Here is a 12,179-nt window from a genome sequence, read left to right on the forward strand (position 1 = left end):
ATGCAGTTTAAAAAAACCGTTATCGCCTCGACGTTACTCGGCCTATTAGCGGGTTGTGGTTCGACTCAGCCTTCTCAAGACCCGACAGTAGAGATTTACGGTACAAAAGAGCCATTCGCTAAAGAGGCGGTGTATTTTGTGATGACCGATCGCTTCGTTGATGGCGACCCGACTAACAACTATGAAGAACAAGGTGGTGATTACCCGACGTTTGGAGGCAGATTAGAAGGCGAGAATGGCCAATTTGCTAACGTTGGCTACATGGGTGGCGATTTACAAGGCGTGTTAGACAACGCAGCGTTTATTGCTGACATGGGTTTTACCGCCGTTTGGTTAACGCCAATCGTAGATAACCCTGATGAAGCGTTCGCTGGCGGCGAGCCCATCACGTTCGGCGGTGCGTTTAAAGATGGCGGAAAAACGGGGTATCACGGTTACTGGGCAAACAACTTCTATGTTGAAGATGAGCACTATGTCTCCGAAGGTCTAGATTACAAAGCTTACACTACAGCTATGCGAGAAAAGCATGGCTTAAAGAGCGTATTTGATATCGTTGGGAATCACGGGTCACCGAGCTTTACTATGCCAATTGACCAGCCAAAGTTTGGCGAGTTGTATGATATCAACAAAACGCTTGTTGCTGATCATCAAAACTTAAAACCTGAAGAGCTCGACCCAAACAATCCATTGCACGCGTTCTATCATAATTTTGAAGACATCATGCAGTTGTCCAATTTAAATGACCAAAATCCAGCCTTACGGGATTACATGATCGGCAGCTATTTACACTGGATAGAGCAGGGAGCAGATGCATTCAGAATTGATACGATCAAGCATGTTCCCCATGGTTTTTGGAAAGACGTTGCTGATCGCGTGAGAGCGAAACACCCAGAATTTTATATGTTTGGTGAGAGTTTTAGCTACGACGCTAACTTTATTGCGCAACATACGTTGCCAAAGAACGGCAGTATTAGTGTGTTAGATTTTCCAATGCAAAGCGCATTTATCGACGTATTCCAGAAGAATAGTGGCTATGAGCGCATGGCAGAGGTATTACACTTAACTCATGGTCCGTACAACAATCCCTATGATTTAACCACTTTCTACGACAATCACGATATGCCTCGTATGGATGGCGACGATAGTACTTTTATCAATGCCAACAATTGGCTCTTTACTGCCCGTGGTATTCCGGTTGTTTACCAAGGGTCAGAAATGGGCTTTATGCGTGGCACTGCGGAGCACGCAGGAAATCGTAATTTTTACGGCCAAGCAAACATTGAAGTGGCAAAAGAGCACGTTATTTTCGAAAACTTGAAAGAGATTGCGAACGTGCGCAAAACGACGCCGGCGTTGCAGCGTGGCCTGCAATGGAATCTTTCATTGAAGGGAGATAGCGCGAGTTTTTATCGCGTATTGCAAGAAAGTGACGTCGCACAGACGGCATTGGTGTTACTCAACAAAGGAAGCGAACCTTTGTCATTCGATGTAGCCGAGCATATGCAACCTGGTGAATGGGTAGAGCAATTGACTGGGGAAAAACGTCAGATCAGTGAAGGCGATAGTTTGAATTCGGTGGTCGACGCGAATGGCGTTCAAGTTTGGGTTAGAAACGGCAAACTCAGCGATGCTGCTTTTGAAGCTGAACTACTTGCGGCCATGGCGGTACAGTGACGATGTAAATGTGTATAAAAGGCCGCATTTAGCGGCCTTTTTTGATAATAGTGTGTCAGACTTTCTTCGCACTGCCACAAGATTGTCTAACTACGATTTCCGCAGGCATCAAATAATCTGTCACAGGTTGTTTGTTGATAGATTTTAATAGCGCTTTGACTAAAAGTTCCCCAGCACTGATCGTATTTTGATGTACTGTCGTTAACGCTGGTGTCGCATAAGCAGAAACCGGGATATTATCATAGCCCACCACGGCGATATCGCCGGGTACTGACAATGCCGTCGTTCTCAGCGCCTTCAACACACCCAATGCGATTAAATCTGACGCACATACCACAGCGTCGGGGACGTTCCCCTTTGCTAGCAGTTTTTCCATTGCCTCAAATCCCGATTCTTCAGTGGAAAATGCGTCGTATTGGGCCGTATCTTGGTCAATCAAGCCGTGTTTATTGAGCGCATCTAAATAACCTTGATGTCGAGCCATAAACTCTGGCGCATTGGCACCTGCCTCTCCGACAAAAGCAAACGTCTCATGGCCGAGAGAAATTAAATGCTCTGTAATATCAAAACCGCCCTGATAGTTGTCGCAACCGATAGATACGCCGGGATGCTCTGAGTCCTGAGCTCCCCAGCGAACAAAGTGTGTCCCTTGTTCTTCCAATTGCGTGAGCTTGGTGCGGTATTCTGTGTAGTCGCCATAGCCCAACAATATAATGCCGTCTGCTTTGTTGGAATCCTCATATTCTGCATGCCAATCGTCGGCGAGATTTTGGAAAGAGACGAGAAGGTCATACCCTTCGTTCGCGCAGGCTCTGGTAATACTACCCAGCATCGACAAGAAAAAGGGGTTAATCATAGAGTCGTCAGACGTTGGGTCTTCAAACAACAGTAACGCAATGGTATTACTTTTTTGTTTTCGCAAGTTACTGGCATTTTTGTCTACTTTGTAGTTAAGTTCTTGCGCAATTTTTTGGATTTTTTCTCGTGTGGCCTGATTCACCAGAGGGCTGTTACTCAACGCCCGTGATACAGTTGATTGCGAAACGCCTGCAATGTGGGCGATATCAAAAGAAGTGGCTTTATCTTTCATGAAACGGAAAAGGTCGCCTTAACGTTATAACTACCACTCTTATACCTTGACTCGCGAAGCAAGGCAAAAGCTTTTTCAATTAGTGTGACGTTATTGTGACAGTAAAGAATTCGATTTAAGTTATTGTTTTTTAGCTGTGCGACCGCATTTTAATCACTTAACATCTTTTATCTGATTAATTTCTGGGTTGTCTATAAATACCAGTGTTATACTTGCTCAGTTTTATACTAATTACATTAAATAGGGGACATGGCGAATGGCCGAGACAGAACACCGTCCGACCAATTTTATCCGGCAAATCATCGACAAAGATCTGGACTCGGGTCTTCATTCAACTGTAAAAACGCGTTTTCCACCGGAACCGAATGGTTTTCTGCACATTGGACACGCAAAATCTATCTGCCTGAATTTTGGCATTGCAGATGATTACCAGGGCACATGTAACCTCAGATTCGACGATACCAACCCAGCAAAAGAAGACATTGAGTTCGTAAACTCAATCAAAAACGATGTGAGCTGGCTTGGGTTCAATTGGGATGGGGATGAACGTTACTCATCTGATTATTTCGATATGTTGCACGGGTTTGCCGTTGAGCTTATCGAAAAGGGTCTAGCTTACGTTGACTTCTCAAGCCAAGAAGAAATGAGAGCTTTGCGTGGCAGCTTAACCGAGCCTGGAAAAAACAGTCCATACAGAGAAACCAGTGTCGATACAAACAAAGCTGAATTTGAAAAGATGACAGCTGGAGAGTATCAAGAAGGCGAGGTGTGCTTACGTGCCAAGATTGATATGGCTTCTCCCTTTATGTGTATGCGAGATCCGGTAATTTATCGCGTCAAGTTTGCTCACCACCATCAAACAGGTGATAAGTGGTGTGTTTATCCTATGTATGACTTCACGCATTGTATCTCTGACGCCATCGAAGGTATCACACATTCACTGTGTACGCTTGAGTTTCAAGATAACAGAAGACTGTATGACTGGGTTATTGAGAACATTTCTATCGAGACGACACCCCGTCAGTACGAGTTTTCTCGCTTGAACCTAGAATACACAGTATTGTCCAAGCGTCGCTTGATACAGTTAGTTGAGGAAAACCACGTTTCTGGCTGGGATGACCCAAGAATGCCTACTATAGCTGGATTGCGCCGCAGAGGCTATACACCAGAATCGGTACGTGAGTTTTGCAAACGCATTGGCGTGACCAAAATGGATAATATGGTCGAAATGGGGATGCTTGAAGCTTGTATTCGAGATGACTTAAACGTTAATTCGCCTCGTGCTATGGCGGTACTTGATCCAATCAAGTTGGTGATCGAAAACTATCCAGAAGGTGAGGGCGAAACCTTGGTTGCGCCGAATCATCCTAGCGATGAAAGCATGGGGACGCGAGAGCTACCGTTTGGTCGCGAGGTCTGGATTGAAGCAGACGACTTTAGAGAGTCTGCTAACAAGAAATTCAAACGTCTTGTCCTCGATAAAGAAGTTCGTCTGCGCAACGCTTATGTTGTCAAAGCGAACCGCGTTGAGAAAGACGAAGAAGGCAATGTAACCACAGTCTATTGTACTTACGACGACGAGACATTGGGTAAGGACCCGGCTGACGGTCGAAAAGTGAAGGGCGTGATTCACTGGGTTGACGCAATGCATGGTTTGCCAGCTGAGTTTAGGTTATACGATCGTTTGTTTAACGTACCTAACCCAGCAGCGGCTGAAGATTTCACTAGTGCAATTAACCCAGAATCTTTGACGTTAAAGGCAGGTTGGGTTGAACCGAGTCTAAATGGCGATGTGCCAGCGATAGGTGCATGGCAATTTGAGCGTACAGGGTATTTCTGTAAGGATGTAGATAGTGATGAGACTAAACTGGTATTTAACCAAACAGTTGGTCTGCGCGACACCTGGGCTAAAATTGGTGACAACTAATCGCTGTTTTGATGTTCATTAAAAAATCCCGGCACGTAGCCGGGATTTTTTTTGCTATTTCGGTTGGCAATCTAGTGATTCGCCATTCACGTTCAAGCTATCTTTACCCATGAGATACAAATACAGCGGCATAATCTCTTTAGGCGTTTTTAAATTGTCTGCATTTTCTGCGGGAAAGGCTTTCGATCGCATCTGAGTACGTGTCCCACCGGGGTTGATGCAATTAAAACGCACATTGCGATTTTCCCATTCGGCGGCTAACACTTGCATCATACCCTCTGTGGCAAACTTTGAAACACTGTAAGTGCCCCAAAACGCTCTGCCAACTCTACCAACGGAAGACGTTGTAAATACGACTGAAGCGGCCTCTGATAATTGCAAGACTGGCAGTAGTGCTTTGGTCATATAAGCTGCACTGTTGACGTTAATTTGCATTACATCTGCCCATTCTTCTGGTTTGATATCTGAAAACGGACTCAAATGACCTAAAATACTCGCGTTGTGAAGCACACCATCAAGTTGGCCAAACTGGTCTTTTATCGTCGCAGCCATTTGTACATAGTCGTCGGGAGTTGCACCTTTGAGATCGAGCGGCACAATGGCTGGCTGTGGATGACCAGCATCAACGATGGCATCGTAAACGGCTTCTAGTTTCTTGACGGTTCTTCCCAACAATATACAGGTTGCGCCGTGGGCCGCGTAGGTTTTGGCAGCTTCTGCGCCAATACCATCTCCCGCACCGGTGATCAAAATGGTTTTGCCGGCGAGTAAATCTTGAGGAGCTTGATAATTATTCATAATGGGTTGTTTTTCTTTAAAGCGTTAATGTAGCAACGTTTTCAATCGATTGACGCCGTACGATAGAACAAGGACAGTGATAATACCTGTGACGGAATATTTGTAAACTAGACCAGTAAAAAAACAGTGATTGCAAAAAATGGCTTACAAAAACTTAACAAACCTTTGCAAAGTGGCTACAAAGTCAATAAGATTGCGGTATATACAACTGGTCTAACATGTTTAATTTTCAACCGCTGTTCAGGTAATTAGCGAAGTTTACAGGGCTAACAGTGTATAGCGGACGGAATATTGGCAGACAATAACAACAAAGAATTGTAGGGAGATACAATGAAAAAACTGTTTATCAGTGCCAGCATAGCCATGGCTCTGGGTCTTACAGGCTGCGGTGGCGGTGAAACCATCGAAGATATTCAAGCAGAAACCCCTGTCGTAACGCCATTTTCGCGTATCGTTTTCGACCCGGCAGCAGGTAATTTGAATACGCCTAACGACTTGTTGATGCTTCCAGGTGATGATGGTTTCTTTGACTTCACGTTAAATATTCCAGTCGCTGATCCTACGGATTTCGGTGATCCCGTAAACGCACTAAATATCCTAGATGGATGGTCGACTCAGCAGCCGTTCGTCATTGATGTTGAAACGCCTACAGGTGTATCGTTAGATGCCTCAACACTGTCTGCTGGTGTTTTCTTATATGAAGCCACGCTTGGTCTAAACCAAGAGGATCCAGATTGTGCAGCAGTAACAATACCGTCTGCGGGTTGTAAGATTGGCGATCAACTCACCTTTGGTGAGGATTACGTATTAAGCCTTCTAGACGACAACACCATTTCCGTCGTGCCGCTTAAACCGTTGAAGTCAGCGCAGGGCTACATGTTGGTTATGACAACTGGATTACGCGACAGCAGTGGTAAGTCAGTACAGGGTTCAACAACATGGGATTCTGTCAGACAAGACATCAATACATTCCCGTTATCAAGTGAAGCACAGCTGTCTTTGCAAGGTTTGGTGAATAGCCTTGTCGCGCCGGTTATGGGCACGGGATTAAGCCGCGAAGACATTACATACGTATCTGCCTTTACAACACAATCAATTCCAAATGTGTTATCGACAGTCAAGCAACTGATGGTTGCGGAATTTGCTGCACGCGCAGCAGCTGGCGACCCAACAGCGGGAACAGCACTTCCTGCGATCGTGGTTGGCGATAATGCAGGTGCGCCTAACGCGATGGAAGCGTTGGGATTAGTTACCGCAGAAACAGTTGCAGGCGCCGTACAACTTGGTGTTGCAGGTCTTCCAGCAGAAGCAGCGCCTTTGATTCCAGTCATCGAAGCGACTGATTTCTCGGCGTTACAAACCTGTGATGGCCTCTTTGGTACCGCTTCAGGTGCGCTAGCGGGTGTATGGGGTCCAGTAAATGACTTTGCGGTTGGTGTGTCCCAAGGTATTCTTGCTCAAGCTGGCCCTTTCTGTGCGGCTACGCGTTTCGAGTCATCTATTACATTACCGCACTATTTAGCAACGCCGAGAGCGGAAAATCCGTTGGCACCAGTTAACGAATTCTGGAGTGCGGCGTGTGACAGCGGCATTGTGCTTGCAAACACACCTGCAGAAGTATTGGCGACTGCTACACCGGGTCCAAATGCAGCACTTTGTCAGCAAGTTGGTTTAGCTGATGTGCGAATCAATGGTGAGATGCTTGATGGTGCACGCAACTTGACTAAGTTTAGTCCTGTACCAAACACAAACGCTCTAGTTGATATCGATGTTCAAATCACGGTACCAAACCCAACGTTTGCAGCCGGTCTTGGTTTCCCAATTACCAAGCCAGACGCGGGTTGGCCTGTTGTGATACTTAACCACGGTATCACCGGAACCAAAGAGCAAATGATGGCCATTTCAGGCACATTGTCATTAGCGGGTATCGCGACTATCGCAATTGATCAGCCGCTACACGGTAGCCGAGGTTACGACCTAGACGGTGACGGTAACGATGATTTAAATGCAAGCACAGTATCCGTTACTCATTATATGAACTTGGCAAGCCTGCCAACAGCTCGAGACAACTTGCGCCAGAGCGTGAGTGATTTACTTGGTTTGCGTTTGGGCCTCAATGCGTTGATCGATGCCACTTCAACTCAAGTCGTTGATATCGATACCACTCGAGTGTCAGTCATGGGTGTGTCACTTGGAGCGATTACGGGAGTTAATTTTGCAGCACTAGCAAATACCACCATGGGCGGTGATCTGGCTGCACTAGATGGTATGTATGCTATTACGGCGGCGTCTCTGGAGTCTCCTGCTGGCGGTATCGCAAACTTCTTGTTAGAGTCACCAGAATTTGGTCCTGTAGTTAAAGGTCAATTGTTGTTGGCTTCGTCTGAAGAGTTCGTTGCTTTTGTCACAGAAAACTTTGGTTCTACGACTCTCACTAGTGCTCAATTGAGACAAGCTGTGCCTACGTTCCTTGATGCGCTAGCACCAGCACAACTTGCCGCGATTAACGCTGTATTTGCTGAGTTTACATTTGCTTCGCAAACTGTAATCGATGCCGGTGACCCAACTAACTACGGTACACTTTTGGGGTCTAATACACCTGTTCATATGTTGACAGTTGTAGGTGACGGTGGCGAAGTGAACCTACCTGACCAAGTTAACCCTGTTATGACGAGCTTACCTCTATCTGGACAAAATCCGTTAGCCGCTATTATCGGCTTGGATCAAGTCAGCACTACCGTTATGGGTGAAACGCCAGTTAGCGGGCAAGTACGCTTTACTGAGGGTGCGCACGCTTCAAGTCTTAGCCCAACAGCGAGCCCTGCTGCTACAGTTGAAATGCAAAGACAAGTCGCGGGTTATATTGCGTCTGATGCTCGTGTATTGCCAATCACCAATACCGACGTTATCGCTAACTAATCCGGTTTTAGATGAAGAAGCCAGCTCTTATAGCTGGCTTTTTTTTGTCTTCACGTTTTTACAGGACAACAAAAAGTCGTTTGTCGCAGCGTTCACTGATACTATACGTTGCTGCAATATGATGAAATTTGATTGGAGTTATCATTGGAATTTTTGTTTGAATATGGATTGTTTCTTGCGAAAGCAATCACAATTGTTGGGGCTTTCGTCGTTATCGTTGGTGTGATCGCCGGCGCTGCCATGAAACAAAAGCCCGCTAAAGGCCAGCTTGAATTTACGTCTCTTTCAGAGCAAATTGACGATCTGAAGCAATATGCGACGGAGATGCTACTGAATAAAGATGAGTTGAAAAAACAAAATAAAGAAAAAAAGAAAAAAGCAAAGCAAGACAAAAAGTCTGAAGAAAAGAAATCTCGCTTGTTTGTTATCGATTTTAATGGCTCTATGGATGCCAATGAAGTGGAATCTCTTCGTGAAGAAGTCACCGCGGTGCTATGCGCTGCTGACAAAGACGATGAAGTTCTTGTTCGATTAGAAAGTGGCGGCGGTGTAGTGCATGGTTATGGCTTGGCTGCTTCTCAATTACAGCGTTTCAAAGATAAATCACTCGCCTTGACCGTTTCAGTTGATAAAGTCGCTGCGAGTGGTGGATACATGATGGCATGTGTCGCTGACAATGTAATTGCAGCGCGCTTTGCAATTATCGGTTCGATTGGGGTCATTGCACAATTACCTAACTTCAACAAACTATTGAAAAAACACGATATTGAGTACGAACAACACACAGCGGGCCAGTTCAAACGTACCCTAACTGTGTTTGGTGAAAACAACGACGAAGGGCGTGAAAAGTTTCGCGAAGAACTCGAGGAAGTGCACGTTATGTTTAAGTCGTTTGTCAGCGACAATCGCCCAGACCTTGATATCGATAGCGTCGCAACGGGCGAATATTGGTACGGTGCTAAAGCCAAAGCGTTGGGACTTGTCGACCAAATTGGTACGTCAGATGACTATTTGCTTAGCAAAGTGGAAAGCCATGACATTTTCAGTGTTAAATACAAAACTCGTAAGAACGTCGCTGAAAAACTCGGCATTGCATCTGCAAACATAATTGAGCGAGTGACGTCACGCATGTGGGAAAAATCGCAACAGTGGTTCCGCTAGCCAATGGCGCAAGATACCAAAAATAAGATTTTAGATGCTGCAGAAACCCTGTTCTCACAACAGGGTTTCATGCAAACTTCTATGCGTGAAATTACGACATTGGCGGGCGTCAATCTAGCGTCTGTAAACTATCACTTCGGCAGTAAGAAAAACCTTATTCAATCGGTGCTGAAACGCTATTTGGACGTATTGATGCCGCAATTTGATACGATTTTGAACCATAGCGATAGCAACCTCGAATGCAACAATCTCGAAGGTTTTCTTGCGTCTTTAGTGCCGCCAATGATGACATTGCAAGATGTTAGTCCAAATGGCACCGAGAAGTTTGTTCAGTTGCTGGGAAAAGGTTACAACGAGACCCAAGGTCATCTACGCCGATTTATAATGAATGACTATGGTGTGACGATTTCGCGCCTAATTGAACACATTAAATTAAGCCTGCCATCGGTGAGCGAAGAAGTGTTGTTTTGGCGTTTACACTTCGCCATGGGAAGCTTTGTTTTTTCTATGGCGTCGAGTCAAGCGTTAAAAGAAATCGCGCAGTCGGATTTCAATTCATCTGTTGACGTTAGCGACGTCATCTTACAAATGGTACCGTTTGTTGCCCACGGTTTAGCAAGCGGGAGTTACGCTAACTAGCGCACTAATGCTGTCTCGTGGACGGCGAGTGATGTTCGGTTACGTCCAGACTTCTTTGCTTCATACAGTGCTTTATCTGCATTGGTAAACAGCAATGTAGGTGATAGGTCATGGGATGGCACTATGCAACCGACACCCGCACTAATTGTGAGCACCTTGGGTGATAACGCCAGTTGAGAAAGGCTGTGAGGGATAGCCAGCTCTTCTCTCACTCGGTTAATTATATCTTTGGCCAATTCATGGGCGTGCTCAGCGGAGCAATTCCCCAAAATAATGGCAAATTCTTCGCCACCATACCTAGCCAGAAAATCCGAAGGACGACGGACAAAATCCTCGCTTTGTAGAAATTGTGCTAGGGTAACTAGGCAATTGTCTCCCGCTTTGTGACCGTAAGTGTCGTTGTATTGTTTGAAGTAATCGACATCAAAAATAATCAAACACAATGGCGTTTTGTCTCTAGCGCAGCGTTGCCACTCTTGCTGTAAGCGGGTATCGTAAGCGCGCCGATTACCAATACCTGTCAGTGTGTCAGTCGATACTAGGGTAGAAAGGTGGTCGTTGGTTTCAATCAATTTTTCTTCGAGTTTGCGTCGATCGGTAATATCTCTAGCGACACCAACAATACCAAGTAGCTCTCCATCCTCGTCATACATAGGCGTTTTAATGGTTTCTGACAATATTGTATTGCCATTACTCTTTAAGGTCAGCCATTCTTCACTCGAGATAGAGCGGCCAAGTTCAATGGCTTGTAAGTCTTTTGCAATGAACGACTCTGCTGTAGATTGGTTGACTAGATCAAAATCCGTTTTCCCGACGATTTCTCTCTCGGGGTATCCAAAATAAGCTTCACACGCTTTATTGCAGGCGATGTAGACGCCATTCGTATCTTTGATGAAGATGTAATCGGGCAGCGTATCCAGTACGGTCCGAAACTGAATCGTCTTGGCTTTTAGTTTTGCTTCGAGCAGATGATTGATGGCGTCGGCAGGTTGGTCTAAGTTCATTGCTTCTGTGTGGTCATTGTTATTGTAGTTTTCCATACTGAACTCTAGTACAAAATGTGAAAAAGGAAAGGCTAAATAGCAACAATCTGTTTTATTTTTATAAATTTATGTATTTATTATAGTAATTTGGGTGAAAACCCTTTTCGCTATTATTAATCCTGGACAATAAAAGTAGTAAACTACGCAAAACTGTGTGGTTGATTGAACAAATATGAAAAGAAATGAATTGGTCAATACGCTTGACGTGTTGTTAGATAGCAGAAGTGTCAAAGATTATTGCCCCAATGGTTTGCAGGTCGAAGGCGCCGATAATATTGAAAAAGTCGTCACGGGTGTCACTGCTTCTCAAGCATTAATTGATGAGGCAATTGCACAAAATGCGGATGCTATTTTGGTGCATCACGGCTATTTTTGGAAAGGCGAGAATGCCACTATCACTGGGATCAAACGCAAGAGAATAGGGGCGTTGCTTGCCAACAACATCAACTTATTGGCGTATCACCTGCCCATCGATATTCACGAGTCTTTTGGCAATAATGTGCAGTTGGGCCAACGCTTAGGTTTTGAAAACCTTGAGCCGCTGGATGCGCTGAGCCCGCTCGGTATTGTCTATCAAGGACAACTGGCACAACCACAGCCTTTAAGTCAGATAGTTGATACCATAACGCAACGGTTAGACAGAGTACCGTTGGTTGAGGAAGTTGGCAATAAATTGGTGTCAACAGCAGCCTGGTGCACGGGTGGCGGACAAGGTTATATTGATGCGGCAATCGATGCCGGCGTCGACCTTTTCATCACTGGTGAAGTATCCGAGCAAACCATACATACCGCTAGGGAACGGGGCATTCACTTTATTGCTGCCGGACATCATGCCACCGAGCGATATGGTGTTAAAACTGTCGGTGAGTATTTGGCGAGTCAATACAATCTTGATGTGACATTCATCGATATCGACAACCCAGCATAA

At 45.3% G+C, this 12,179-nt stretch carries 9 protein-coding genes; 6 read left to right on the top strand and 3 right to left on the bottom strand.

Features of this window, described 5'->3' with window-relative positions:
* Positions 1-1,674 (top strand): alpha-amylase family glycosyl hydrolase, encoded by a 1,674-nt coding sequence (locus AC27G9_RS02420; protein ID WP_487070647.1) that lies wholly within the window; start codon positions 1-3, stop codon positions 1,672-1,674.
* A 55-nt stretch (positions 1,675-1,729) separates the two neighbouring features.
* Here AC27G9_RS02420 and AC27G9_RS02425 read toward each other — a convergent pair whose 3' ends face one another.
* Positions 1,730-2,764 (bottom strand): LacI family DNA-binding transcriptional regulator, encoded by a 1,035-nt coding sequence (locus AC27G9_RS02425; protein WP_487070649.1) that lies wholly within the window; start codon positions 2,762-2,764, stop codon positions 1,730-1,732.
* 256 nt (positions 2,765-3,020) lie between these two features.
* Here AC27G9_RS02425 and glnS point away from each other — a divergent pair, with 256 nt between their 5' ends.
* A complete protein-coding gene (glnS, locus tag AC27G9_RS02430; protein ID WP_487070651.1) occupies positions 3,021-4,691 on the top strand; it encodes a glutamine--tRNA ligase in 1,671 nt (556 codons plus the stop codon).
* Between the two features lie 54 nt (positions 4,692-4,745).
* On the opposite strand, the gene AC27G9_RS02435 is transcribed toward glnS, so the two are convergent.
* On the bottom strand, positions 4,746-5,489 hold the full coding sequence (locus AC27G9_RS02435; RefSeq protein WP_487070653.1) for a YciK family oxidoreductase: 744 nt from the start codon (positions 5,487-5,489) through the stop codon (positions 4,746-4,748).
* A 330-nt stretch (positions 5,490-5,819) separates the two neighbouring features.
* On the opposite strand from AC27G9_RS02435, the gene AC27G9_RS02440 reads away from it, so the two are divergent.
* From AC27G9_RS02440 to AC27G9_RS02450, 3 genes are all read left to right on the top strand, one after another.
* Positions 5,820-8,408 carry a VolA/Pla-1 family phospholipase gene (locus AC27G9_RS02440; RefSeq protein ID WP_487070655.1) on the top strand — a complete coding sequence of 863 codons (2,589 nt, stop codon included), beginning with the start codon at positions 5,820-5,822 and terminating at the stop codon, positions 8,406-8,408.
* 144 nt (positions 8,409-8,552) lie between these two features.
* The gene (gene sohB, locus AC27G9_RS02445; RefSeq protein WP_487070657.1) at positions 8,553-9,569 is read left to right on the top strand and encodes a protease SohB; all 1,017 of its coding nucleotides are present in this window, start codon (positions 8,553-8,555) and stop codon (positions 9,567-9,569) included.
* A gap of 3 nt (positions 9,570-9,572) precedes the next feature.
* Positions 9,573-10,208, top strand: coding sequence for a TetR/AcrR family transcriptional regulator (locus AC27G9_RS02450; protein WP_487070659.1), 636 nt, complete (start codon positions 9,573-9,575; stop codon positions 10,206-10,208).
* Here AC27G9_RS02450 and AC27G9_RS02455 read toward each other — a convergent pair.
* Positions 10,205-11,248: a sensor domain-containing diguanylate cyclase gene (locus AC27G9_RS02455; RefSeq protein ID WP_487070661.1), complete on the bottom strand. Its 1,044-nt coding sequence runs from the start codon at positions 11,246-11,248 to the stop codon at positions 10,205-10,207. The genes AC27G9_RS02450 and AC27G9_RS02455 overlap by 4 nt on opposite strands.
* Before the next feature lie 175 nt (positions 11,249-11,423).
* Here AC27G9_RS02455 and AC27G9_RS02460 point away from each other — a divergent pair, with 175 nt between their 5' ends.
* On the top strand, positions 11,424-12,179 hold the full coding sequence (locus AC27G9_RS02460) for a Nif3-like dinuclear metal center hexameric protein (protein ID WP_487070663.1): 756 nt from the start codon (positions 11,424-11,426) through the stop codon (positions 12,177-12,179).

It is taken from the genome of Alteromonas sp. 5NS40-0096 (genome assembly GCF_057544385.1).